The organism is Castellaniella hirudinis, assembly GCF_042651965.1.
Classification (GTDB): domain Bacteria; phylum Pseudomonadota; class Gammaproteobacteria; order Burkholderiales; family Burkholderiaceae_B; genus Castellaniella; species Castellaniella hirudinis.
This window is the reverse complement of sequence record NZ_JBHSDY010000003.1, coordinates 147172-170847: the sequence shown is the minus strand read 5'-3', so window position 1 is coordinate 170847 and position 23676 is coordinate 147172. Positions and strand designations below refer to the sequence as shown.

Here is a 23676-nt window from a genome sequence, read left to right as displayed (position 1 = left end):
ATGATTCCTTCCCCCGATTGAGGCTTCCCACCGGACGACAGCCATGACCGAACACATCAAAATCGTCGAAGTCGGGCCGCGCGACGGCCTGCAGAATGAAAAGCAGTTCGTCGACACCGCCGTCAAGATCGAACTCGTCGACCGCCTGGCGGCCGCCGGCTTCGCCAATGTGGAATCCGCGTCCTTCGTCTCCCCGAAATGGGTGCCGCAGATGGCCGATGGCGCAGACGTCATGGCCGGCCTCACCCGCCGCCCCGGGACCCTCTATTCCGCCCTGGTGCCCAATCTGCGCGGCTTCGAGGGCGCCCTGGCCGCCCGCGCCGACGAGGTCGTGATCTTCGGCGCCGCCAGCGAGGCCTTCTCCCAGCGCAACATCAACTGTTCCATCGCCGAATCCATCGCCCGCTTCGAACCGGTGGCCGCCGCCGCCAAAGCCGCCGGGCTGCGCCTGCGCGGCAGCATCAGTTGCGCGCTCGGCTGCCCTTACCAGGGCGAGACTCCGGTGGCCGCCGTGGTCGACGTGGCCGAACGCTTTCTGCGCCTGGGCTGCGACGAGATCGACGTCGCCGACACCATCGGCGTAGGCACGGCCGCCCAGGTCGGGCGCGTGCTGCGCGCCGTCGGCCAGGTCGCCGACCTGGGCACCCGGGTTTCGGGGCATTTCCATGACACCTACGGCCAGGCCCTGGCCAACATCCTGTCGGCGCTGGACTGCGGCGTGCGCATCTTCCATAGTTCGGTCGCGGGGCTGGGCGGCTGTCCCTACGCCAAGGGCGCCACCGGCAACGTCGCCACCGAGGACGTGCTCTACCTGCTGCACGGCCAGGGGCTGCACACCGGAGTGGACCTGGACGCCGTCGTGGACATCGGTCTATGGATTTCCGAACGCATCGGCCGCCCCACGTCCAGCCGCGCCGGCCGGGCCCTGGCACTGAAAAAAGCATGAACCTGTCCCCTTTCGGCCGCCCCTCTCCCGAGGAACACGAGGCCCTCATGGCCCAGATCGAGCCGCTGCCCTTGCGCGGCCGCGCCTGGCCGCGCTGGATCGCCGCCATCGCCTGGATCATCATGGCCGTGATCGCCGTGCGCCTGATCATCGTGCTGCAGCTCTCGTCCGAACAGGAGCAGGCCCTGCCCATGCCGGTCATCGCCAGCCTCGTGGTGTGTTTCGGCGCCCTGCTCTGGATGAGCGTCCACATGTGGACCTCGGTCACGGAAGTCTCGGACTGGGGCATCCGCCAGTCCTGGATCACGCGCCGCGAGGTGCCCTGGACCGAAATCCAGTCCACCAAATTCATCCCCCTGCTCGCCTCGAAGAAACTGGTGTGCTTCGTGCAAAAGGGCCGCCCCGTCACCTTCCAGGCCGGCACGCCGGAACTGCAGGCCGCCTTCGCGCGCATCAGCCTGGTGTACAGAAAAAGGACGATATAAAAAGCCTGCGTCCCGAAGGAGGCAGGCTTTTTTGCCGCCGGGCCGCCCCAAGGCAAAAGCGCCCCCTTGGGGGGATGAGCCCGGACGCGGGGCAGTCCCTGCGGACTGGCCTGCGCCTGGCGAATCCGAGCGGCATGCAGGCCGCGAGGTGGATGCAAGCCGAAGGCGCAGCGTGGGGGTCTTTTTTGTTTGACGATGACTCCAGCCCGGTACTTCGCTGGACTACGCCGAAGCTCGGTACAGCAGGTTTATCAATAACTTAGGCGCGTCCATCATATGCCGGTGCTTTCTGAAACTTGACCCGATTTCCCCTCGCGCCGCTCCTATGTGGCTCTTGGAACCGGGTCGTTCCAAGGAGTCATCATGGCAAAGATCAAGCTCACCAAGACTGCCGGGGAGGCGGCGCAACCCCAGGCCAAGGACGTCGAACTGCGGGATACCGTAGTGCCCGGCTTCCTGTGCAAGATTACCCCAGCGGGCCGCAAGGTGTTCATGCTCCAGTACCGCACGAACGCCGGTCAGCCCCGCAAGCCCTCGCTGGGGCTGTACGGGGAACGACCGTGGAGCAGGCGCGCGTCATGGCGCAGGACTGGCTGGCCGAGGTTCGCCGGGGTGGCGACCCCGGCGGCGCCAAGGCCGAGGCGCGCAAGGCGCCCACGATGGAGGCGCTGTGCAAAAAGTTCATGGAGGACTACTCCAAGAAGCGCAACAAGCCCACCACGCAGCGCGGCTACCAGGCCGTCATCGACCGCTGCATCGTTCCGGTGCTGGGGCGCAAGAAAGTGCAGGACGTGAAGCGGCCCGACATTGCCGCGTTGATGGAAAAGTTCGCCTACAAGCCGGCCGAGGCGAACAACGCCTTTGGCGTGCTGCGCAAGATGTTCAACCTGGCCGAAGTGTGGGGCTACCGCCCGGACGGCACGAACCCGTGCCGCCACGTTCCGATGTTCCCGCCCGGCGAGGAAACCCGGCTCATCGTTGACGACGAGCTGGCGCTGATCTTTCGCCAACTGGAGAAGCTGGAGGCCGAAGGGCTGGAGAACTACGTCATCCCGCTGGCGATCCGCCTGCAATTCGAGTTCGCTGGCCACCGTTCTGAAATCTGCACGCTCGAATGGAGCTGGATCGACCTGGAAAACCGCCGCGTCGTGTGGCCCGACAGCAAGACCGGCGGCCTTTCCAAGCCCATGAGCGCGGAAGCCCATCGGCTGCTTTCGACGGCCCCGCGCCGGGAGGGTTGCCCGTATGTCCTGCCGTCTCCCAACGACCCGGCCCGGCACATTGGCGCATCGGCCAGCGCATCCACACGCAGGTCTTGGAGGGCCGGCGAGCCGACTACGGCGAGGAAGTGGTGTTGACCCTGGCGGCGCAGTTGGTCAAGGAGTACGGCGGCAGTTTCGCGGTCAAGAACCTGCGCCGCATGGTGCAGTTCGCCACTGCCTACCCGGATGCGCAGCGCATGTCGCCCGCGCTGGTCATGCGCGACCCGTACATTCTCGACTTCCTGGGGCTGCGTGACACCTGGCAGGAAAGCGACTTGGAGGCGGCGATCATTCGCGAAATGGAGTCGTTCTTGCTGGAACTGGGCGCGGGTTTCAGCTGCGTGGCCCGGCAGAAGCGCATTCCGATTGACGACGAGGATTTCCACCTCGACCTGCTGTTCTACAACCGCAAGTTGCGGCGGCTGGTGGCGGTGGAGTTGAAGGTCGGCGAGTTCAAGGCGGCCTACAAGGGCCAGATGGAGCTTTACCTTCGCTGGCTGGACAAGCACGAACGGGAGCCGGAGGAAGCCTCGCCGCTGGGGATCATTCTTTGCACTGGGAAGAAGCGCGAGCAGATCGAGTTGCTGGAGTTGGACAAGTCGGGCATCCACGTCGCCGAGTATCTGACCGCTTTGCCGCCGAGGGGCGTGCTGGTGGAACGGCTGCAACAGGCAACACAGCGGGCGCAGTTGCAGATCGAGCAGCGCAAGACCGACACCAAGTAGCCCTGTCCCCCACAGTCGGGCGTCCCGGCGTTCCGCCGTCGCGCTGTCGTGCTGCGCATCGAGCCTCGCTGCGCGAGTCTCGCCGTCAAGGGCTGCGCGCCGATGGCGCTTGCGTCCTGGCGGCCGTCTGCGACCCCTGACTGCTTGCGCTGCGCCGTGCTGGCGACGGTTCCGGGCAATTCCGCCCGAGCAACCGGAGCACGATCATGTCGCAACTGTCCTTTTCCTCGTTCGATTCCTCGCTGATAGTGCGTGACACGCAGGGCCGCTACCTGCTGGCGACTGCCGAGCAGATTCTGGACGCCGCGCGCCAGGCCATCGAGCACAAGATGCAGCGCGGTAGGCGTCGGGGTCGACGTTGCTCCCGCACACGATGGTCACGACGTGCTGGCCGGCGAACCGTTCAGTATTGCGTTGCCCGCCTTGGGTCTGGTACAGCCCAACGCGCTGGGCTGGGCCTTTCTGCTGGGCCAAGCCGCAGTCGTCTTGCTATTGGCGATGCTGGAATACGGCACGCCAACTACCGCCATCGCTACTCGCTGAATCGGAGGAATCCCCTGACACCGCTTACGCCATCGAGCTACGGTGCCAAGTTCGCATGGAACCGCAGATCGTTTCCCACCTTGAGGCGATCGACATTCTTCCGACTTGGCAATCGTCCAAGTTTCGACTGCTGGCGGCGCGTGGCGGGCACCTATCGGCCTTCGTCATGCTCGCTAGCGGGCGCTACGCCAGCCAGAACGCCCTGTCGGCACCACGCGCCGGCTGGCCTGCGGCGATCCCCGCACTGACCGTTCTCAGACTCCGAAATCGGCAGGTACACCGAAGTGCCGTGCCAATGCCTCGCGCCCACGTGGCGTGAAACGCAGGCCTCGGCTGTCCAAATCCTTGCTGGCCCACCTCTGGCGCAGCACCGCCTCCAGCAGCGCCGCGCCCGCCGCGCCGCCCAGGTGCGGCCTGCGCTCGCTCCAGTCGAGACAGCCGCAGGCGAGGCGGCGGCGCCGTTTGCGCATGCCGTCCACATCAACGCCGAGCGCTGCGAACCCGCGCTCGCCGTCGGCCGTCAGGTCGTAGTCGCCCTCATCCCCGCGGCGCCGTTGCAGCCAGCCCATCTCGAACAATTTGTCGTGCAAGGCCACGGCCAGCGTGCCGGCCATGTGGTCGTAGCAGGTGCGCGCCAGACGCAGGCGCTGCGGCGTTGTCGGCACGAACGGCCTAGGCCTGCTGCTGGCCAGCACCATCAGGGCCTCCAGCGCCGCGGCCACACGTGGGTCGCCGATGCTGTAGTAGCGGTGGCGGCCCTGCGCCAGCACCTCGACCAGGTTTTGCTCCTTCAGCTTCGCCAGGTGAGCCGAGGCCGTGGACGCGCCCACTTCGGCGATGGCGGCGGCGACCTGGGCAACGAGGTGATCGGCAAATTCGGAATCCATGCTTCGATGCTAAACGAAGCGAGGAATTCTGCAACCAATAATAATGCCCTGCATGGAACCCACCGATCCCCTGCAGGCCGTTACCCACGGCGACCCCTATCCCTTCTATGCCCGGCTGCGTGCCGGCCCACCGCTCGCCTACGATGCCGCGCTCGGGCTGTGGGTCGCGTCGCGCGCGCAAGTGCTGGACGAGCTTTTCACGCATCCCACCATGCGCGTGCGGCCGGTCGCCGAGCCGGTGCCCGCCGCCCTTGCCAGTCGGCCGGCGGGTGAGGTGTTCGCGCGGCTGGTGCGCATGAACGACGGCACAGGCCACCAACCAGCCAAGCGCGTGGTCGAGCAGGTGCTGGCCGGTGCTGGCACACAGGACGTGGAAGGGGCCGCGACGCGGATCGCGGTCGGACTGCTGCCGCGCGCGGGCGACGCCGAAGCGCTCAACCGCTGGCTGTTCGACGTGCCGGTGCGCAGTGTCGCGGCACTGCTGGGATTCAGCGACGAAGTGCTGGGCGACATCGCCGCGGCAACGCGCGCGTTCGTGGCCTGCCTCTCGCATTTCAGCACGCCCGAACAGCTCGCCGATGCGCATACGGCCGCGAAATCGCTGGGCGAGAGGGTGGCACGGCTGGCCGAAGAAGGCGGCACGGGCATCGCTGCGCAACTTCATGTCGCCGCTCAGGCCGAACACTGGGACGACACACAGGCCATCACTGCCAACCTGGTCGGTCTGCTGTCGCAAACCTACGAGGCAACGGCCGGGTTGATCGGCAATAGCCTGGTGGTGGTGTCGCGCCATCCCGATGCGCTGGCGCAGGCATCCGGTGATTGGTTGCGCATCGTGCGCGAGACGGCCCGCTTCGACTCGCCAGTGCAGAACACGCGCCGCTTCGCCGCCGAGCCTACGGTCATCGCCGGCGTGGACCTGCCGGCGGGTGCGCCGGTGTTGCTGGTGCTGGCCGCCGCCAATCGCGATCCGCAGACGAACCCGCAGCCGGATGTCTTCGATCCGCAGCGCGCCGCGCCGCGGCTCTACAGCTTCAGCCGGGGTGCCCACGCCTGCCCGGGGCAGGAGATGGCCTGCCTTGTGGCGGCAGCGGCACTGCGTGCCCTGCATGACGGTCAGGCACGGCCAGACGCCGACACACTGCGTTGGTCCTATCGGCCCTCGGCCAATGGCCGGCTACCGGTCTTTCATTGAACCTATATCCTGTTTTGACTTGGAGACCCGCATGCCTGCTGACATCAGTGCTTTCGAACGCGTTCACCCTCCCGGTGAGAACACCATGCACCCAGCGGCACCGCGTTCGGACGCGCCAGGCGGCGTTGCTCGTTCTTGCGCACAGAAGCGCGCCGCCTTCCGCGCCCTCCACCAGCAAGGCTGCTTCGTGCTGCCCAACCCCTGGGACGCGGGCAGCGCGCGCTACCTGGAAGCGTTGGGTTTCCAGGCCCTGGCAAGCACGAGTTCGGGCTACGCCTGGTCGAACGCCCAAGTCGATGGCGCCATGGCGCGCGATGCCGTTCTGGCCCACCTGCGCGAGATCGTCGCGGCCACCGAGTTGCCCGTCAACGCCGATTTCGAGGACGGCTACGGCGACACGCCCGAGGACGTGGCCGAGAGCGTTCGCCTGGCGGTCGCCACCGGCGTGGCCGGCCTGTCGATCGAGGACGGCACGGGCGACGCGGCCAACCCGCAGTACCCGCTTGAGGTCGCATTGGCACGCCTTCGGGCGGCACGCGCGGCCATCAACGCGGCCGGAGGCGACACCTTGCTGGTCGGCCGGGCCGAGAACTTCTTTGTCGGCCGGCCCGACTTGGCCGACACCATCGCCCGGCTCCAGGCCTATGCCCAGGCCGGCGCCGACTGCCTCTACGCCCCCGGCATCCACACGCGCGAGCAGATCGCCGCCGTGGTCGCGGCCGTGGCGCCCAAACCGGTCAACCTGCTGGTAGGCGGCACCAGCGAACTGAACGTGCAGCAGATCGCGGCACTGGGCGTGCGACGCATCAGCGTGGGTGGCGGCCTGGCACGCGCGGCCTGGGGCGGCTTCATGCGCGCGGCGCGCGACCTGGCGCAGCACGGGCGCTTCGACGGCTTTGCCGGCGCGGCCACGGGTGCCGAACTGAACGCCCTGTTCGGCCACTGAGTCATGCCTTTTTGCTTACCCTGCAAACTGCAGGGCGCAACTCCACAGCAGCCAAGGAAACGGCGGACGAGAACAAACGGTCGCATCCAGTATCAACGTCCGAAGCGCGAACAGAAGCAGAAAAGATGCCGGTCGGCGCTCAATCCAATCTCTGCAGCGCCAGCCACTGCGTCGGCGTCACGCCCAACTCCGTGCGAAACGCCGCCCGCAAGGCATGGGCATCGGGAAATCTACAGCGCTGCGCGACATCCTCCAGGCCGCGTGCACCGGCTGCCAGCAGTTCCTGCGCCCGCGCCAGCCGGGCGTGCTTCAGCCACTCACCCAGACTGCCGCCCGTGCGCGCACGGATGTGGCGCGTGAGCGTGCGGCGGCTCATGCCAGCGCGCTCGGCCAGTTCATCCAGCGAAGGGGCCGACGCCGGATTGGCGCGCAGCGCTGCCAGCAGTTCCGAGACCCGGCGATCCGCCGACGAGCCGATGGCCGGTCGTTCAAGCAACTGCGGCTGCCCGCCGCCGCGCAGCGGCGCAACGACGAGATGGCGAGCGATGCGGTTGGCCTCGCCGACGCCGGCGATCCGCGCGAGCAGGTGCAGGCAGCAATCCAACCCGGAGGCGACGCCGGCCGACGTCAGCACTTGTCCCGCATCGACGAAGAGCGCGCCCGGATCGACCGCCACCTTCGGATAACGTGCCGCGAAGGCATCGGCAAACGCCCAATGCGTCGTCGCGCGCAGCCCGTCGAGCAAACCCGCCTTGGCCAGGCCGAAAGCGCCCAGGCACAGGCCGACGACGATCGCTTCGCGCGCGCCGGCGGCCTTCAGCTCGGCCACGATGTCGGCCGGCACCGGCTCGGCGGCATCGCGCCAGCCGGGCAGGATCACCACGTCGGCCTCGCGCGCGGTCTTCAGCGGATAGCGGGCCTGAAGGGTCAGGCCGCCGATGGCGGACAGCCGGCGCTGGCTGGCGCACACGTCGATGCGATGCCCGCCGGCCAGCGCCGGTTCGCCGAACACCAGCAGCGGCGTGGACAGCATGAAGGGGCTGATCTGGTCATAGGCGAGGACGGCGATGCGCATTGGCCCAATCCATTTGTTACCAGCCGCTGTTCTTCAATCGGGGAGCCTCGCAATGAGTACGACGAAGAAGCTGCGGCTCGGGCCGCTGCCCAAGACCGAGAGCGTCAAGCTGGCCTTTGCGTGCCCGGTCAGCCTGAAGACCGCTACGCCGCGCTGCATGCGCAGACCTACGGCGAGGCGGTCGATGCTGAGAAGTTGATCCCGCACATGCTCGAAGCCTTCATGGCAAGGGATCGGGGATTCAGGAAGGGCACCGCGACGCGGAGCATGCCGTCCAAGCCGACATGATGGCCTCGAACGCTGTCCAGCGGCATCAATCGAACGCGCAGCCCAAGGCTGCGCGTTCTTCGTTCTGGATGCCGCCATGAGCCGCTTGGGCTATGATGGGCTACAAGGCCCGCCGTTCCTCGGCAATCTAGCACGACAAAGTGCGATGCGGCTTTCTCTCCCGACGCTCCTATGTGGCTCCTAGCCCACCAGACCACACCTCGCCACAGTGGCCGGAAAAAGAGCTAACCTACTGTCCCATATGCGGTTTCAAGCCCTGCGTGATTTTCACAGAGGACTTGACACCGGAGCTTTTTTGCCGCCGGGCGCGCGGCTTACCGGATCGGCAGCGGGTACAGCAGGCCGCCGTCCTTCCAGAGGGCGTTCAGGCCGCGCTGGATCTGCAGCGAGCTGCCCATGCCCACGTTGCGGTCGAACGATTCGCCGTAGTTGCCGACCTGCTTGACGATGTTGTAGGCCCACTTTTCGTCCAGGCCCAGGTTCTTGCCGGCGCTGCCGGTCACGCCCAGCAGGCGCTGCACGTTGGGATCAGCGCTTTTCAGTTGCGTGTCGACGTTGGCCGAGGTCACACCCAGTTCTTCGGCGCCGGCCATGGCGTGGAAGCTCCATTTGACGATGTTCAGCCAGGCGTCGTCGCCCTGGCGCACGAAGGGACCGAGGGGTTCCTTGGAGATGATTTCCGGCAGGATCACGTAATCGGCAGGCTTGGTCAGCTTGGCGATACGGATCGAGGCCAGGCCCGAGGCATCGGTGGTGAACACGTCGCAACGACCGGCCGCGAAGGCATTGACGACCTCGTTGAACTGCTCGATCACGACGGGCTTGTACTGCACCTTGTGGGCGCGCGCCCAGTCGGCCATGGTCTGTTCATTGGACGTGCCGGTCTGCATGCAGACCGTGGCGCCGTTCAGGTCGCGGGCCGAGGTGATGCCCAGGGACTTGGACACCATGAAGCCCTGGCCGTCGTAGAAGTTGATGGCGGCGTGGATGGCGCCCAGCGCGGTGTCGCGCGACTGCGTCACGGTGGTGTTGCGCGCCAGCAAGTCGATTTCACCTGACTGCAGGGCGGTGAAGCGCTGCTGCGCGTTCAACGGCACGATCTTGACCTTGGCCGCGTCGCCCAGCACGGCGGCGGCGACGGCGCGGCACATGTCCACGTCCAGGCCCTTCCATTCGCCCTGGGTGTCAGGGGCCGAAAACCCGGCAAAGCCGGTCGTCACGCCGCACTGCACAGTGCCGCGTTCCTTCACCACGGACAGGGTGTCGGCCTGGGCCAGGGGCACGCCGGCGCCCAGCAGGACGGCCAGGCCGGCAATCGTTTTGAATCCACGCATGGAAGAATCTCCCTCAGTCTGCTTCACGGATTTGCACATAGTAACTGAGGGAACCTGCAACGCAATATGCTCCGGAGCTATATGCGTCATAGGATTCAATCGTAGCGCCGCGCGTCCTCGATCACCTTGCCGTCGTTGGGCAGGCTGCCGGCGGCCACGATCTCGATCACGGCCCGCAGCTTGGTCTGCTCGCGCACGGTGGCGGCCACGGCTTCGGTATCGAGCGCGGCATCGGCCTCGACCTGCAGGGTCATGACGTCATGGCCGGTTTCCCCCGACACCACCAGACGGGCGCGCCCGATCTCCGCGTGCCGTTCCAGCACATGGGCGATCTGCTCGGGATGGACGAACATGCCGCGCACCTTGGTCGTCTGATCGGCCCGCCCCAGCCAGCCACGGATACGCAGATTGGTCCGGCCGCAGGGCGAGGCCCCGGGCATCAGGGCCGACAGGTCGCCGGTCCCAAAGCGCAGCAGCGGATAGTCCGCATTCAGGGTCGTGACCACCAGTTCGCCGATTTCGCCCTCGGGCACGGGCCGGCCGGTGCCGGGCCGGACGATTTCCAGGATCAGGTCCTCGTTGGCGACCAGGCCCTCGCGCGCGGAGGTCTCAAAAGCCACCATGCCCAGGTCCGCGCTGCCATAAGCCTGAAACCCCTGGATGCCACGATCCTTGAACCAGGTCTGCAAGGACGGCGGATAGGCCTCGCCGGAAAACAGCGCCCGTTGCAGCGAGGGCAGCGACACCCCCATCTCGTCGGCCTTTTCCAGGATGATGCGCAGAAAACTGGGCGTGCCGGTATAGGCGTGCGGCGCCAGATCCGCCATGGCGCGAACCTGTTGTTCAGTCTGCCCGACGCCGCCGGGAAACACCGTGCACCCCAGCGCATGGGCGGCGGATTCCATCATGCCGCCGGCCGGGGTGAAATGATAGGAAAAACAATTGTGCACCAGCATGCCGGGGCGCACGCCCGCCGCATGCAGGGCGCGGGCAAAGCCCCAGTAGTCCGGGCGCGTGCCTTCGGGCTCATAGATAGGCCCCGGCGAGGCATACACCCGCCGCGCCGCGCCCCAGCCGACAGTGGCAAAGCCGCCGAACACGCGCAGGCGCTCGGCATCCAGGGTGGCGCCCTCGCGGGCAATGCGGGTGGCATGCTGGATCTGCAGCAATTCGCTCTTGCGCAGCACGGGCACACGGGCCAGGGCGGCCCGGTCTGCCAGACCGGCGGGATCGATACCCTGCAATTGCCGCGCCACGGCAGGCGCGCGCTCGCACGCCGCCTGAACGAAGCCGGGCAGGCGGGCGAACAGGTCACGCTCGCGCTCGTCAACCGGAGAGGTCTCACGCGTATCGTAAAAGGCCCCCACGCTGCGCCCTGCGGGCTTGCTGCCCCCCAAGGGGGCGCTTTTGCCTTGGGACGGCCCAGCGTCAAAAGAATCCCCCTCCATACACACTCTCCAATAGCCAGGCCAGTCAGGCCAGCCAGCGCTTGCGCCGGCGATAGTGTTTGACGTTGTGATAGTCGACCTTGCCGCCGCCCCCGAGGTAAAACTCCTGGACGTCCGGGTTCTGCTTCAGGGCTTCGGCGCTGCCGCTCATGACCACGTGGCCGTTCTCGAGCAGATAGGCGTGATCGACGATGTCCAGGGCCGCCCGGGCGTTCTGCTCGACCAGCAGCACGCTGGTGCCCTGGGTCTGGTTGATCGTCCGGATGATGGAAAAAATCTCTTTGACCAGCACCGGCGCCAGTCCCAGCGACGGCTCATCCAGCATGATCAGGCGCGGCTCGGTCATCAACGCGCGGGCGATCGCCAGCATCTGCTGTTCGCCGCCCGACAGATAGCCCGCCTTGGTGCGCGAGCGTTCGGCCAGCCGGGGGAAATAGGCATAGGCCTGATCCCGCAGGTCGCCGTAACGGCTCTTGGCGTGGCGGCCGGGATAGGCGGCGAGCAGATTGTCGTCCGGCGTCAGGTGCTCGAAAATACGCCGCCCTTCCAGCACGTGGACCAGGCCCATGCGGACCCGCTGCGGCGGGTTGTGCGGGCCGATGTCCTCGCCCCGGAAGGTCACCTGCCCACGCCGGATCGCGCCGCGCTCCGGCGCCAGCAAGCCGCTGATGGTCTTCAGCGTGGTCGACTTGCCGGCGCCGTTGGCGCCGAGGATGGCGACCATCGCGCCCTCCTCGACGTCCAGCGACACGCCCTTGATGGCGAGGAACACCTTGTCATAGGCGACCTCGACATTGTTCAGTGAGAGCAAGCTCACTTCTTGGTCTCCTGGGCCGCCTTGGCGGCCTTGGCTGCATCTTCACGGACGAGGCCCCAGATCACGTCCTGATAGGCATGGCCCCAGTCGTTCAGCGGCACCCACTTGCTGCCGTCCCACTCGGACACACGGCCCCAGCCGCCGCCCTGGTGGTCATCCGCAGTGATGGTGAGCGCCGGCATCAGGCCTTCGGCGTCGAAGTCCTTGATCTTCTCGAAGCCGGCCTTGAGCTTGTCGCCCGTCAGCGGCTCGCCCTGGTCGGCCAGCGCCTGCTTCGCGGCCTGCGCCATGATCGCCATGGTGGCCACCCCGATGTTGTAGTAGGTGGAACCGACGACCTTGGCATCGCCCGTGCCCTTGCCGGCGGCGACGACCTTTTCGCTGATGCGCTTGAGGATGGCCGAATCGGCGCCGGTGTTGACGGCGGTGAACCGCTTCACCCCGACGACGGCATCACCCTGGAAGGAGCGCATGTCGGTCTCGGACAGCCAGATCACGGAATAGATGCTCTTGGGCGAGATGCCGTTCGAAATCGCGCCGCGCACCGAGACCGCCTGCCCCGGACCCGCGCCCCAGATGATGACCTGATCGGGCCGGAAGCGGCGCACGTCGGTCCAGGCGGCCGACTGCTCGGTGCCGGGCACCGCGTAGGGGAAGGTCTTCAGCGTGAAGCCCTTGGTCTTGGCCATGGCTTCGAGCAGCGCGATCGGTTCGCGCCCGAAGGGCGAATCGATGTGGACGAAGGCGATCTTCTTGTCCTTCAGCCCGCCGACGTGTTCATCCATGTACTTCAGCAGCAAGGCCGCCTGCGAGCGGTAGATCGCCGCCGAGGGGAACACGAAGGGGAACAGCTTGCCGTCGATGGCGTCGGCGCGGCCGTGCGCGAAGGTCATCATCGGCAGATGGTCCTCATTGGCGCGAGGCATCACGGCATTGGCGACCGGGGTGCTGAGGAAGTCGAAGAAAATCGCGCCCTCGTCGCGGGCCTGGTTGTACAGCGCGATGCCCTGCTGCGGCTGGCTGCCCTGGTCTCGCACGATCAGTTCGACCGGATGGCCGTCGATGCCGCCTTCCATGTTCAGCAGCTTGATGTAGTCCTGCTGGCCCTGGCTGTACTCGTCAGTCAGGAAGGTGTAGACGCGGGTGAAGTCCAGCAGCGTGGCGGCCTTGATGGGCGCCTTGTCCTGGGCCTGGGCGGCCCCGCCGGCCAGACCGGCCGCCAGGATCGCAACGCCGGCCAGACCGCCGCCGACCAGTGATCGAATGCTCTGTTTCATGTTGACCTCCTCCTGTGCGTAATGACGCGAAATGCGGCATCAACTCTGGGTGTGCCGGAATGGCCAGACCAGAAAATATTTTCGGGCGTTGTCGTAGATCTTGGCCAGGCCAAGGGGCTCGAATAGCAGGAATCCGATGATCATGGCGCCGTAGATCATCAGGGGGATGTGCGCCATCAGCGAAGACGACACCGGCAGCCAGCCCGATTCAACGAGCGGCGCCACGATGTTCAGCAGCACGATCGGCGCCAGCAGCACGAAACCTGCGCCCAGAAAGGCCCCGATCACGCTGCCCAGGCCTCCCACCAGCACCATGGCGACCAACTGGATGGAAATGTCGAAGCTGAATTGCTGCGGCGTGACCGCCCGGTAGAAGCAGAACGCCAGAATCGCGCCCGTGACCCCGCCCAGGAAGGAACTGGTGAAGAACGCCAGCAGCTTGTACTTGAAGATGTTCACGCCGATCACGGCGGCGGCGAAATCCTTGTCGCGCACGGCCACCAGCGCGCGGCCGAAGCTGGTGCGCTTGATGTTGAGCATCCACAGCGTCACGATCACCACCCACAGCAGGGCGACGTAATAGCGCGCCGCCACCGTGTCGATCGGCAGCCAGAGGAACTCGACGGCGGGGGTCTGCAAGGTGGCCACCGCGCCCCCCGAAATCGCCTTGACGTTGATGATGACCCAGTCCACCAGGAACTGCATCGCCAAGGTCGCCATCACCAGGTAAAGACCTTTGACGCGCAGCGCCGCCGCGCCGAACAGGCAGCCGATGAACGCGGAGATCAGCCCGGCCGCCAGCAGGGCGATTTCGAACGGCACGCCGGCCTGGGTCAGGTGGATGCTGGTGTAGGCGCCGATCGCCATGACCGCGCCGAAACCGAAGTGCAGTTGCCCCGCGACCCCCATCAGCAGCGTCAGCGCCAGCGTGGCTGCGCTCCAGACCAGCCAGGGCAGCATGTAGCTGGACAGGTACAGATCGGACATGTAGAGCGGCGCCGCCGCCGCAAGCACGAAGACCACGGCAACCTGCCAGCGATCAGCCGGCAGCGGCCAGAGCTGCCGCGCCGAAGCGTAGCGCGTGTGGTGAACACCGGAGAGCCGATAGAACATGGGCTAGATCCTTTCGATGTCTTCGCGGCCGAACATGCCGTAGGGCCGGATCATGATGGTCAGCAGAATGATGACCGAGGTCACCACGTCGCGCGTGCTGCCGCCGACCAGCGGATCGACGTAACCCGGGATGACGCTGCCGAGCACGCCCACCACGAGGCCCCCGAGCAGCGCCCCGGGAATGCTGTCGATGCCGCCGAGGATGACCACGGCGACCGCCGGAAAGAGCAAGGCGGTCAGCGACCATTCCACGCCCTGCACCGTGCCCCAGATCGTGCCGGCCCCGACCGCGCAGACGCCCGCCAGGCCCCAGGACACGGCCACCGCGTGCTCGACCGAAATGCCCACGGACCAACTGGAGACGTGGTCGTCGGACACCGCGCGCAGCTTCGTGCCCAGCCGGGTGCGGAAGAACAGCGCGGCGAGGGCGAACAGCACCAGGGCCACCATGCCGCCCACCAGATACACCCGATTGATGAAGACGTCGCCCAGGATCAACGGCGCCATGCCGACGCCGATGTCCAGGTGTTTGGGCGACGTGCCCAGCACCCCGGGAATCAGTCCGCGCAGGAAAATATCCAGCCCGAGCGTCAGCATGACGATCATGATGATCGGCTGGCCGACCAGGGTCCGCAGCAGCAGGCGCTCGATCAGCAGACCGAAGCCGAACAGCACCGCCATGCCCAGCACGGCGGCGAGGTAGATCGGCAAGCCGAAGGACGTCAGCAGCCACGTCACGTAGCCCGCCGTCATGACCAGGGCGCCCTGCGAGAAGTTGAGCACCCCCGAGGACTTGTAGATCAGCACGATGCCCAGGGCCACCATGCCGTACATCAGGCCGGTCAGGGCGCCGTTGACCAGGAGTTCGAGAAAGAATTCGATATTCATGCCGCCGCCTCCGCGCCGGCCTGCCGGGACACGTCGCGAATCGCGAGGTGACGCTTGAGCACGCCCGAAGCGCCGGTTTCGTAGGTGATCTGCGCTTCGGAATCCACGGCGTCCCGCCCCGCATAGATCGCATCAATGATGTCGCAATAGTGTTCGTCGATGACGCCCCGGCGCAATTTGCGCGTGCGGGTGACTTCGCCGTCGTCCGGATCGAATTCCTTGTGCAGATTGACGAAGCGGCGCACCTGGACCTCGGCGGGCAGTACCGTGTTGACGTGCGCGATCACACCCTCGATCAGGTCGTAGACCTGCGGTTTCTGGGACAGGTCCGCGAACGAGGTATAGGCCACGCCCTGCTCTTGCGCCCAATGGCCCACGGCGTCCCAGTCGATGGCGACCAGGGCCGACAGCGCATCGCGCCCGGCGCCGATCACGCACACGTCCTTGACGTACTGGCTGAATTTCAGGCGGTTTTCGATGTAGGTGGGGATGAACCGCTGCCCGCCGCGCGTATGGACGACTTCGGAAACGCGCCCAAGGACCACCAGTTGACCGTCGTCTTCGATGTGACCGGCGTCCCCGGTATGCAGCCAGCCGTCCTGCAAGGCCTCGGCCGTGGCTTTGTCGTTCTGGTAATAGCCGTCGAACACATTGCCGCCGCGCACCAGGATCTCGCCCGTGTCGCTGACGCGCATCTCGGTGCCCGGAAACGGCACGCCCACGGTATGCAGCTTGACCGTGCCCGGGGCCTGCGCCGCGCACAGGGCGCTGTTTTCCGTCTGGCCGTAGAACTGGCGCAGATCCAGGCCCAGGGCACGAAAGAACAGGAAGACTTCTTCGCCGATGGCCTCGCCGGCCGTATACGAGCGCAGCGCACGCGACAGCCCGAGCTGATCCTTGATCGGCCCGTAAATCAGGACCTCGCCCAGACCGCGCCACAGCCGTTGTGCCAGGCCGGGTTGCGCCCCCTGCAGGCGCCCGCGCTCCAGCGCAATGGCAAAGGGCATGAAGTGCTCATACAGCCAACGCTTGAGCGGACTCGATTCCTGGATGCCGACCTGGACGCGCGTCAGCATGGCCGACCACGCCCGGGGCGAGGTGAAATACACGGTGGGCGCGATCTCGCGCAGATCGTGCTGGACGGTTTCCGGGCTTTCCGGAATGTTGACCGTAAACCGCAGCGCCAGGGCCGCGCCGATCGAAAAGCTGAAATCCCCTACCCAGGCGATGGGCATGTAGGCCATATGCGTTTCGCCCGGCTGGAAATAACCGGCCGCCGCCGCGCTGCGCACTGCGAACAGCACATGCCGGTGCTTGAGCGGAATCGCCTTGGGCGCGCCCGTGGTGCCCGACGAATGCAGCAACACGGCGATGTCATCCGCCCGGGGACGTCCCAGCAGATCGTCCTGCAGCGCGGGCGTCTCGCGCAGACGTTCGCGGCCCCGGCGCACGAGTTCAGCAAAGGCCACTACGCCTTCGGGCGCATGCCCCGTCAGCCCCCGGGGGTCGTCATAAATGATCCATTGCAGCGCGGGATGCCGTTCGCGCAGGCCGAGCAGTTTGTCGACCTGTTCCTGGTCTTCGGCGATGGCGTAGCGCACGCCCTCGCGGTCGAGCTGCCCGAACAGTTCGTCGGGCGTCGTATCCGGATAGGCTGGCGAAGGCACCGCGCGCAGCGTGATCGCCGCCAGCATCCCGAAATACATCGCCGGGCGGTTGTCGCCGATGACCAGCACCGTATCCCCAGGCGCCACGCCCAGCGCTTCGAGCCCGGCGGCGGCGCCCAGCACCTGATCGAGATAATCGCGCCAGCGATATTCCTGCCAGATCCCGCGATCACGCTCGCGCATCGCCACGACATCGCCATGCATGCGCGCATTGTGCGCCAGCACCGCGATCAGATGGTCGTCGGCGCGCACTTCGGCATCCTGCCGGGGCGCCTCAGGACGTGCAGGCGTCATGCGACCTCCCCGATGTAGGCGGACACGACGGCCGGATGATTCACGGCCTCGTGCACCGGGCCTTCTGTAATCATGCGGCCATTGTTCAGTACCAACGCACGATCGCAAATCGCGGTGACCACGTCCATGTGGTGCTCGATCAGCAGGATGGTCAGGCCCAGCGCTTCCTGGGCATCCAGGATGAAGCGCACGATGTATTCCTTTTCTTCCTGGTTCATGCCCGCCATGGGTTCATCCAGGACCAGCAGCCGGGGCTCCGCCGCCAAGGCACGGGCCAGCTCGACACGTTTCTGCATCCCCAGCGGGATGACTTCGACGGGCTCGTCGCGCACGCTTTCGAGCTGCAGCAGATCGATGATTTCCTCGACCTTGTGCCGATGGACGATTTCTTCTTTTTGCGCCCACCACCAATAGAACAGCGAGGCCATCGCGCTGGGCCGCATGAACACGTGGCGCCCGAGCAGGATGTTGTCGAGCACGCTCATGCCTTTGAACAGCGCCACGTTCTGGAATGTGCGCGCGATGCCGTTGCGGGCGACCCGGTGGGGATGGATCCCGTTCAGCGGCTTGCCCTCGAAACGGATCGTGCCCTGCTGCGGCGGATAGAAGCCGGTGATCGCGTTGACGAGCGTGGTCTTGCCCGCGCCGTTCGGACCGATCAGGCCGTAGATTTCGCCCTGACCGATGTCCATGGACACGTCCGCCAAAGCCTGGACGCCGCCAAACCAGCGGCTGACCTGCTTGAGAGACAATACGCCTTCGCTCGACCCAGCATGATTCGGCACCGAAGCCTCCTCAGAGATGATCCGTTCCGTCTAAGATACTGCCTGGACACACCCCCAACTGTCGCACATATGACATTCGCTTCCGTTCTAGGGTAATCACCCATGAATACCGCCCAAATGCTGCAGGCGCACGCCGCATGGTTCGATCTTCTGGATGCCGACCAGCAAGCGCGCGTCGTCCGGGACACCGTCCTGGCCGAGGTACCGGAGGGCACGATCATCGAACACAAAGGCGTCGTGGCCGAAGCCTGGATCGGCGTGCTGGACGGCCTGGTGAAGGTCTCCGTGGGCAACGCCGACGGCAAGCTGGCGTCATTGACCGGGGTGCCGGCCGGCGGCTGGATCGGCGAAGGCTCGCTGCTGAAACGCGAGGCCCGCAAATACGACATCATCGCCTTGCGCCGCAGCACCATCGCCCACCTGCGCGGCGACACGTTCTACTGGCTGCTGGACGCCAGCATCCCCTTCAACCGCTATCTGCTGCACCAGTTGAACGAGCGCGTGGCGCAGTTCATCGGCAAGGCCGAATACGACCGCCTGCTGGCCCCCGACGCGCGCGTGGCGCGCTGCCTGGCGGAGCTGTTCAACCCGCTGCTGTACCCGGGCAACTCGATGCGCCTGGAAATCACGCAAGAAGAAATCGGCTTTCTGGCGCGCATTTCCCGCCAGCGCACCAACCAGGCCCTGCGCGCGCTGGAAGCCGCGCAACTGCTGAAGATCGAATACGGCGCCGTCCAGGTGCTGGACCTGGACGGGCTGAAGGACTACGGGGTGTGAGGGCGGACGCGATGCGTCAGTGCCCGCCCAGGTAGGCCGCCGCGACGGCGGGATCGGTGCGCAGTTGCTGCGCAGGGCCTTCGACGGCGATGCGGCCGTTCTCCAGCACGTAGCCGTAATCCGCAACCGCTAGCGCCGCCGCGGCGAACTGTTCCACCAGCAGCATGGTCACGCCTTCGGACTTCAGGCGCGAGATGATGCGGAAGACCTCGTCGACCAGGATCGGCGCCAGCCCCATGGAGGGTTCGTCCAGCAGGATGACCTCGGGATTCAGCATGACCGCGCGCGCCATGGCCAGCATCTGCTGCTCGCCGCCCGACAGGGTGCCCGCCAGTTGCGCGCGCCGCTCCTGCAGGCGCGGAAACAGGTCCAGCGCGCGATCCAGATCGCGGGCCACATCGCCGCGCGCCCGGCTGCCGGTCAGGCGCGGGAAGGCGCCCAGCCGCAGATTATCGATGACGCTCAGCGTGGGGAAGACACGCCGCCCCTCCGGGGAATGCGCCAGGCCCAGACGGGCGATCCGGTGGGACTCCAGCCCCTCGATCCGCCGGTCACCCAGGGTGATCGTCCCCGCCGAGGGCCGCAGCATGCCGGACACGGCCCGCATGGTGGTGGTCTTGCCCGCCCCGTTCGAACCGATCAGGGTCACGACCTTGCCGGCCGGCACGTCCAGGCTGATGCCGTGCAGCACCTTGACCTTGCCGTAGCCGGCTTCCAGGTTCTCGATCTTCAGCATGCCTGCGCTCCCGCCTGTTCACCGCCCAGATAGGCTTCGACGACCCGGGGGTCGGCCTGCACGTCGGCGGGCAGCCCCTCGGCGATCTTCTGTCCGAAATCCAGTACCGACACCGCGTCGCACACCCCCATCACGACGTCCATGTGGTGCTCGATCAGGATGACGGTGAGGCCCCGGGCCTTCAGCTTGCGCATGATGGCCAGCAGTTCCTCGATGTCCGGCGCCGTCAGGCCGGCCGCCGGCTCGTCGAGCAGCAGCAACTGGGGATCCAGCGCCAGGGCGCGGGCAATTTCCAGCAGGCGCTGCTTGCCGTAGGGCAGATTGCGCGCCTCCTCATGGGCCAGCGAGGCCAGACCGACGAACTCCAGCAGCCCGAGCGCCCGGGCGCGGGCGCGCTGTTCCTCGCGCCGCCAGCCCGGGGTGCGCAGGGCGATGCCCGTCAGCCCGCTGCCGAAGGAATGGTGCAGCCCGACCAGCACGTTTTCCAGCGCGCTCATCTCGCCAAAAAGCTGCACGTTCTGGAAAGTGCGCGCCACACCCCGCGCAGCGATCTGCGCGGAGGTCAGGCCGGCCAGGTCGCGGCCGGCAAAGACCACGGAGCCCGCGGTGGGCGCGTAGATGCCCGTCAGCACGTTCATCATGGTGCTCTTGCCCGAGCCGTTGGGGCCGATCAGGCCATGGATCGTACCGCGCCGGACCTCCAGATCGACGCCGTTGAGCGCCTTGAGTCCGCCGAACTGCATCACGGCCTGGCCCACGGTGAGCAGCACACCGTGCGAGGCATCCGGCAGTCCGCCGTCCTCGGCCGCCGGAGCGGTTTGCACGGGTTCGGTCAACGCCGGGGCAGGCTGGGCACGGCCCAGGGCATGCGCCACGAAACCGACGATCCCGTCCGGCAGGTAATAGACGACGAACAAAATCATCAGACCGAAGATCGACAGCCGCCAGTCGGTCATCTGCTCCAGCGCCAGCGAACCGCCCGCCAGGACCAGGGCGCCGATCACCGGCGCCGCCATGCGGCCGGGGGTGGCGCGGCCGCGCCGCACCGCCATCACGGCGCCTGCCGCGACCAGCACCGCCAGGCCCACGGCCAAAGGCCGGAAGGTGGACACGTCATCGAGCATCTTGGGCAGCAGCACGATGATGGCCGCCCCCAGCAGCGCACCCGAACGGGTCTTTCGGCCGCCCATGATGAGGGCCAGCAGGAACAGCACCATCAACTCGAAGGTATAGGTGTTGGGCGAGATGTACTGTTCCGAATAGGCATGCAGCGCGCCCGACAGGCCGGCCAGGCCGGCGCTGATGACGAAGGCCACGACTTTGTAGCGGTACACCGACACGCCCATGCAGTCGCAGGCGATGGGACTGTCACGCAAGGCCTCGAAGGCGCGCCCGTAGTGGGAGCGCGCCACACGCTCGGTGAACAGCACCGCCAGCCCCAGCAGGGCCAGCACCAGCCAGAAGAACTCGGGGCCGCTCAGCATGTGGCCGGCCACGACGGGTTTGTCCAGGCTGATGCCCATGGGCCCGGCCGTAAGGAAGTCCATCTCATTGATGAGGATCTGGATGATGGTGCCGAAGGCCAGGGTCACCATCGCCAGATAGGGCCCGGTCACACGCAATGCCGGCAAGGCCAGGATCGCGCCGAACCCCGCCGTCACCACGACGGCGGCCGGCAGGGTGATCCAGAACGGCATGTCCAGGTGCAGGACCAGCGTCCCCACGACATAGGCGCCGATCCCGAACAGCCCCGCATGGCCGAGGGACACCTGGCCGGTGTAGCCCACGACGATGTCCAGCCCGAGCAGCAGGACGGCGTAGATCAGGATGGTCTCGATCAGGTGCAGGTAATAGGGGTTGTCGACCGCGAGCGGCACCATCGCCAATACGGCGGCCAGGGCGGCAAAAGACAGCAGATGCTTCTTGTTCATGGTGGGATCAGACCTTCTTGATGGCGGTCTTGCCGAACAGCCCGGCGGGCCGTACCGTCAGGACGAGCAGCAGCAGGATCAGGCCGGGGACGTCCTTGTAGCCGGTGGAAAGATAGAAGCCGGTGGTGGTTTCGATGACGCCCAGCAGCAGGCCGCCGACGATGGCGCCCAGGCCGCTGTTCAGGCCGCCCACGATGGCCACGGCAAAGGCCTTCAGGCCCAGCACCGCGCCCATCGAAGCGCCGGTGAGCGTCAACGGCGCGACCAGCACGCCCGCGAAGGCCGCCGTCAGGGATGACAACGCATAGGAAAACGTGATGACCAGCTTGGTGTTGATGCCCATCAGGCCGGCCGCGTCGCGGTCGCCGGAGGTCGCCACCACGGCCTTGCCGTAGATCGACGTGCGGTTGAAGAGTTCGATGGCCCCCATGATCAGCAGCGCACCCGCGACCACCAGCAGTTCCATCGGCAGGATGTTGGCGCCCAGCACGCTGAAGGGCGTTTCCGGCACGGGGGAAGGAAAATGCAGCGCATCGCGGCCCCAGATGTTCTCGGCCGTGTTGCGGAAGATGATGCCCAGGGCGATGGTCGCCATGATCCAGCCGAACTCGGAGCGCGCCTGGATCGCAGGGCGCACGGCGACACGCTCGACCACGGCCCCCTGCGCCATGCCGAAGATGCAGACCAGGGGAATCATCAGCCAGTAGCTCACGCCCATCCCGACCAGGGTCAGGCCGACCAGCCCGCCCAGCATCAAGGCGTCGCCCTGACCGAAGTTCAGGGTCTCGGAAGTGGCGTAGGTCAGTTGGTAGCCGAAGGCGATGACCGCGTAGATCATGCCCAGGGCCACGCCGCTATAGGCCAGTTGCAGAAAAATCGTCATGTTCTTTCCAGCGGGAATGCGCCGTCCGCGAAACTTCGGGATGCCGTGGACGGCGCCTCGAAACGCGCATCCTGCCGCGCGGCAGGATGCGCCGGTGCGGCGGGCTTATTGGGCGGACTGGCCGGCGTTGGCGATGCTGCGCTGTTCGTCTTCCGGGTGGGCGAAGACCACACGCCCCTTGGAGACCTCGCCCATATAGACCAGATCGGGACCGTCGATGGTCTCGTGATCGGTCACCGAATAAGGCGTCTTGTAGGTCATGATCACGCCTTCGACAGGCTTCTGCAGGCTTTCCAGCGCGGCGCGGATGTCGGCGCCCTTGGTGTTGCCGGCCTGCTCGATGGCGGCCGCCAGCAGCAGCACCGAGTCATAGCCCTGGGCGGCGGATACAGCCGATTCGATCCGGTCGTGCTTGGGCTTGAAACTCTGGACGTAGGCGTTGATGAAGGCCTTGCGCTTGGGCGTGTTGGGGCTCTGGATGAAGGTCTGGGGCATCAGCACGCCGTCGCCGTTGGCGCGCGCCGTGTCGATGAAGTTCGCCATGGCCAGTGTCCAACTGCCGATCAGGGGGACCTTCCAGCCGAGCTTGGCCATGCCGTTGGCCAGTTGGGCCAGTTCGGGGCCAATGCCGTAGGTCAGCAGGGCCTCGGCGCCGGCTTCCTTGGCGCGCAGCAACTGCGCGGTCATGTCGACGTCGCCGATATTGAATTTTTCCACCACCACCGGCTTGACGCCCAGCTTGTCCAGGGCCTTTTCCATGTCCTCACGACCAAGCTGGCCGTAGTTGGTGGAGTCGGCCATGATGGCGACCTTCTTGAAGCCGCGCTTGGTGACGGCCTCGGCGGCGATCATGGGGGCCTGGATATTGTCGGCGGCCGACATGCGGAACACGTAGTTGTGCTCGTGCTTCGGCGGCAGGAACTGCTGGGTGACCACCGAGCCCGTCGCCACGTTGGCGATGGCCGGGATGGCGGCGTTCTGATAGAAGCGGGTCGAGGCCAGGGCCACGCCGGTGTTGATGAAGCCCACCGTAGCGACCACATGTTCGCGGTTGATCAGTTCCTGGGCGATCTGCACGCCGCGCTCGTTCTTGGCCTCGTCATCACGCTCGACCAACTCGATCTGGCGTCCCAGCACCCCGCCCTTGGCATTGATGTCCTGGGCAGCCAGGCGCACGCCGTCACGCATGCTCACGCCCATGGAGGAGGACCCTCCCGTGAAGGGCCCGGATACGCCGACCTTGATGGGGTCGGCCGCCTGGGCGTTCGCCGCCAGCGACAGGGTGATGGCCAGGGCCAGGCAAGTCTTGTGAAATGTCATGTCGTCTCCCGTTCTCGATGCGGCCGGCAGGTGTGTCGGCCTGTTTCACATGCA

Annotated in this window: 21 protein-coding genes and 3 pseudogenes; 10 read left to right on the top strand and 14 right to left on the bottom strand. The window is 66.4% G+C overall.

Annotated features, from left to right (window positions below):
• The first annotated feature begins 43 nt into the window (after window positions 1–43).
• From ACFO0J_RS05970 to ACFO0J_RS05945, 6 genes and pseudogenes are all read left to right on the top strand, one after another.
• The gene (locus ACFO0J_RS05970) at window positions 44–946 is read left to right on the top strand and encodes a hydroxymethylglutaryl-CoA lyase (protein ID WP_376812140.1); all 903 of its coding nucleotides are present in this window, start codon (window positions 44–46) and stop codon (window positions 944–946) included.
• Complete coding sequence (locus ACFO0J_RS05965) at window positions 943–1431, top strand: hypothetical protein (RefSeq protein ID WP_376812139.1); 489 nt, start codon at window positions 943–945, stop codon at window positions 1429–1431. The genes ACFO0J_RS05970 and ACFO0J_RS05965 overlap by 4 nt, the downstream gene beginning before the upstream one ends.
• Window positions 1432–1794: 363 nt before the next feature.
• Window positions 1795–2714: pseudogene (locus ACFO0J_RS05960) on the top strand (tyrosine-type recombinase/integrase); the annotation flags it as partial.
• Entirely contained in the window at window positions 2669–3418 is a 750-nt protein-coding gene (locus ACFO0J_RS05955) for a PDDEXK nuclease domain-containing protein (protein ID WP_376812138.1), read from the top strand. The pseudogene ACFO0J_RS05960 and the gene ACFO0J_RS05955, both read left to right, overlap by 46 nt.
• Window positions 3419–3624: 206 nt before the next feature.
• Window positions 3625–3759: pseudogene (locus ACFO0J_RS05950) on the top strand (DNA repair protein RadC); the annotation flags it as partial.
• Between the two features lie 43 nt (window positions 3760–3802).
• Window positions 3803–3961: a hypothetical protein gene (locus tag ACFO0J_RS05945; protein WP_376812369.1), complete on the top strand. Its 159-nt coding sequence runs from the start codon at window positions 3803–3805 to the stop codon at window positions 3959–3961.
• A gap of 254 nt (window positions 3962–4215) precedes the next feature.
• Here the strand turns inward: ACFO0J_RS05945 and ACFO0J_RS05940 are convergent, their stop codons facing one another.
• On the bottom strand, window positions 4216–4848 hold the full coding sequence (locus ACFO0J_RS05940) for a helix-turn-helix domain-containing protein (RefSeq protein ID WP_376812137.1): 633 nt from the start codon (window positions 4846–4848) through the stop codon (window positions 4216–4218).
• A gap of 52 nt (window positions 4849–4900) precedes the next feature.
• Here ACFO0J_RS05940 and ACFO0J_RS05935 point away from each other — a divergent pair, with 52 nt between their 5' ends.
• Window positions 4901–6043 (top strand): cytochrome P450, encoded by a 1143-nt coding sequence (locus ACFO0J_RS05935; protein ID WP_376812136.1) that lies wholly within the window; start codon window positions 4901–4903, stop codon window positions 6041–6043.
• Window positions 6044–6128: 85 nt separating this feature from the next.
• Window positions 6129–6989: an isocitrate lyase/PEP mutase family protein gene (locus ACFO0J_RS05930; protein ID WP_376812135.1), complete on the top strand. Its 861-nt coding sequence runs from the start codon at window positions 6129–6131 to the stop codon at window positions 6987–6989.
• Window positions 6990–7128: 139 nt separating this feature from the next.
• Here the strand turns inward: ACFO0J_RS05930 and ACFO0J_RS05925 are convergent, their stop codons facing one another.
• Complete coding sequence (locus ACFO0J_RS05925; RefSeq protein WP_376812134.1) at window positions 7129–8064, bottom strand: GlxA family transcriptional regulator; 936 nt, start codon at window positions 8062–8064, stop codon at window positions 7129–7131.
• A 52-nt stretch (window positions 8065–8116) separates the two neighbouring features.
• On the opposite strand from ACFO0J_RS05925, the pseudogene ACFO0J_RS05920 reads away from it, so the two are divergent.
• Window positions 8117–8352, top strand: a pseudogene (locus ACFO0J_RS05920) (DUF2274 domain-containing protein).
• A 314-nt stretch (window positions 8353–8666) separates the two neighbouring features.
• On the opposite strand, the gene ACFO0J_RS05915 reads toward ACFO0J_RS05920, so the two are convergent.
• The 8 genes from ACFO0J_RS05915 to ACFO0J_RS05880 form a co-directional block, all read right to left on the bottom strand.
• Complete coding sequence (locus tag ACFO0J_RS05915; RefSeq protein ID WP_376812133.1) at window positions 8667–9686, bottom strand: amino acid ABC transporter substrate-binding protein; 1020 nt, start codon at window positions 9684–9686, stop codon at window positions 8667–8669.
• 95 nt (window positions 9687–9781) lie between these two features.
• Window positions 9782–11053 (bottom strand): phenylacetate--CoA ligase family protein, encoded by a 1272-nt coding sequence (locus ACFO0J_RS05910; RefSeq protein WP_376812358.1) that lies wholly within the window; start codon window positions 11051–11053, stop codon window positions 9782–9784.
• A gap of 106 nt (window positions 11054–11159) precedes the next feature.
• Window positions 11160–11951 (bottom strand): ABC transporter ATP-binding protein, encoded by a 792-nt coding sequence (locus tag ACFO0J_RS05905; protein ID WP_376812132.1) that lies wholly within the window; start codon window positions 11949–11951, stop codon window positions 11160–11162.
• Entirely contained in the window at window positions 11948–13228 is a 1281-nt protein-coding gene (locus ACFO0J_RS05900; RefSeq protein WP_376812131.1) for an ABC transporter substrate-binding protein, read from the bottom strand. Before ACFO0J_RS05900 ends, ACFO0J_RS05905 begins: the two co-directional genes overlap by 4 nt.
• Before the next feature lie 39 nt (window positions 13229–13267).
• The gene (locus tag ACFO0J_RS05895; RefSeq protein WP_376812130.1) at window positions 13268–14341 is read right to left on the bottom strand and encodes a branched-chain amino acid ABC transporter permease; all 1074 of its coding nucleotides are present in this window, start codon (window positions 14339–14341) and stop codon (window positions 13268–13270) included.
• A gap of 3 nt (window positions 14342–14344) precedes the next feature.
• Window positions 14345–15229, bottom strand: a complete 885-nt coding sequence (locus ACFO0J_RS05890) for a branched-chain amino acid ABC transporter permease (protein WP_376812129.1) — start codon at window positions 15227–15229, stop codon at window positions 14345–14347.
• A complete protein-coding gene (locus ACFO0J_RS05885; protein WP_376812128.1) occupies window positions 15226–17190 on the bottom strand; it encodes an AMP-dependent synthetase/ligase in 1965 nt (654 codons plus the stop codon). Before ACFO0J_RS05885 ends, ACFO0J_RS05890 begins: the two co-directional genes overlap by 4 nt.
• Entirely contained in the window at window positions 17187–17975 is a 789-nt protein-coding gene (locus tag ACFO0J_RS05880) for an ABC transporter ATP-binding protein (protein WP_376812127.1), read from the bottom strand. The genes ACFO0J_RS05885 and ACFO0J_RS05880 overlap by 4 nt, the downstream gene beginning before the upstream one ends.
• A gap of 102 nt (window positions 17976–18077) precedes the next feature.
• On the opposite strand from ACFO0J_RS05880, the gene ACFO0J_RS05875 reads away from it, so the two are divergent.
• On the top strand, window positions 18078–18752 hold the full coding sequence (locus tag ACFO0J_RS05875) for a Crp/Fnr family transcriptional regulator (RefSeq protein WP_376812126.1): 675 nt from the start codon (window positions 18078–18080) through the stop codon (window positions 18750–18752).
• Window positions 18753–18768: 16 nt separating this feature from the next.
• Here the strand turns inward: ACFO0J_RS05875 and ACFO0J_RS05870 are convergent, their stop codons facing one another.
• From ACFO0J_RS05870 to ACFO0J_RS05855, 4 genes are all read right to left on the bottom strand, one after another.
• The gene (locus tag ACFO0J_RS05870; RefSeq protein WP_376812125.1) at window positions 18769–19488 is read right to left on the bottom strand and encodes an ABC transporter ATP-binding protein; all 720 of its coding nucleotides are present in this window, start codon (window positions 19486–19488) and stop codon (window positions 18769–18771) included.
• The gene (locus tag ACFO0J_RS05865; protein WP_376812124.1) at window positions 19482–21419 is read right to left on the bottom strand and encodes an ABC transporter permease subunit; all 1938 of its coding nucleotides are present in this window, start codon (window positions 21417–21419) and stop codon (window positions 19482–19484) included. The genes ACFO0J_RS05870 and ACFO0J_RS05865 overlap by 7 nt, the downstream gene beginning before the upstream one ends.
• 7 nt (window positions 21420–21426) lie before the next feature.
• Window positions 21427–22302 carry a branched-chain amino acid ABC transporter permease gene (locus ACFO0J_RS05860; RefSeq protein ID WP_376812123.1) on the bottom strand — a complete coding sequence of 292 codons (876 nt, stop codon included), beginning with the start codon at window positions 22300–22302 and terminating at the stop codon, window positions 21427–21429.
• A 105-nt stretch (window positions 22303–22407) separates the two neighbouring features.
• Window positions 22408–23622 (bottom strand): ABC transporter substrate-binding protein, encoded by a 1215-nt coding sequence (locus ACFO0J_RS05855; RefSeq protein WP_376812122.1) that lies wholly within the window; start codon window positions 23620–23622, stop codon window positions 22408–22410.
• Window positions 23623–23676: the final 54 nt, after the last annotated feature.

What these genes read in the sequence shown, in the direction of transcription:
- ACFO0J_RS05925 (WP_376812134.1), bottom strand. Translation starts at nt 8,064, where the DNA reads ATGCGCATCGCCGTCCTCGCCTATGACCAGATCAGCCCCTTCATGCTG.
- ACFO0J_RS05865 (WP_376812124.1), bottom strand. Translation starts at nt 21,419, where the DNA reads ATGAACAAGAAGCATCTGCTGTCTTTTGCCGCCCTGGCCGCCGTATTG.
- ACFO0J_RS05940 (WP_376812137.1), bottom strand. Translation starts at nt 4,848, where the DNA reads ATGGATTCCGAATTTGCCGATCACCTCGTTGCCCAGGTCGCCGCCGCC.
- ACFO0J_RS05915 (WP_376812133.1), bottom strand. Translation starts at nt 9,686, where the DNA reads ATGCGTGGATTCAAAACGATTGCCGGCCTGGCCGTCCTGCTGGGCGCC.
- ACFO0J_RS05885 (WP_376812128.1), bottom strand. Translation starts at nt 17,190, where the DNA reads ATGACGCCTGCACGTCCTGAGGCGCCCCGGCAGGATGCCGAAGTGCGC.
- ACFO0J_RS05875 (WP_376812126.1), top strand. Translation starts at nt 18,078, where the DNA reads ATGAATACCGCCCAAATGCTGCAGGCGCACGCCGCATGGTTCGATCTT.
- ACFO0J_RS05930 (WP_376812135.1), top strand. Translation starts at nt 6,129, where the DNA reads ATGCACCCAGCGGCACCGCGTTCGGACGCGCCAGGCGGCGTTGCTCGT.
- ACFO0J_RS05870 (WP_376812125.1), bottom strand. Translation starts at nt 19,488, where the DNA reads ATGCTGAAGATCGAGAACCTGGAAGCCGGCTACGGCAAGGTCAAGGTG.
- ACFO0J_RS05895 (WP_376812130.1), bottom strand. Translation starts at nt 14,341, where the DNA reads ATGTTCTATCGGCTCTCCGGTGTTCACCACACGCGCTACGCTTCGGCG.
- ACFO0J_RS05935 (WP_376812136.1), top strand. Translation starts at nt 4,901, where the DNA reads ATGGAACCCACCGATCCCCTGCAGGCCGTTACCCACGGCGACCCCTAT.
- ACFO0J_RS05855 (WP_376812122.1), bottom strand. Translation starts at nt 23,622, where the DNA reads ATGACATTTCACAAGACTTGCCTGGCCCTGGCCATCACCCTGTCGCTG.
- ACFO0J_RS05965 (WP_376812139.1), top strand. Translation starts at nt 943, where the DNA reads ATGAACCTGTCCCCTTTCGGCCGCCCCTCTCCCGAGGAACACGAGGCC.
- ACFO0J_RS05860 (WP_376812123.1), bottom strand. Translation starts at nt 22,302, where the DNA reads ATGACGATTTTTCTGCAACTGGCCTATAGCGGCGTGGCCCTGGGCATG.
- ACFO0J_RS05970 (WP_376812140.1), top strand. Translation starts at nt 44, where the DNA reads ATGACCGAACACATCAAAATCGTCGAAGTCGGGCCGCGCGACGGCCTG.
- ACFO0J_RS05890 (WP_376812129.1), bottom strand. Translation starts at nt 15,229, where the DNA reads ATGAATATCGAATTCTTTCTCGAACTCCTGGTCAACGGCGCCCTGACC.
- ACFO0J_RS05900 (WP_376812131.1), bottom strand. Translation starts at nt 13,228, where the DNA reads ATGAAACAGAGCATTCGATCACTGGTCGGCGGCGGTCTGGCCGGCGTT.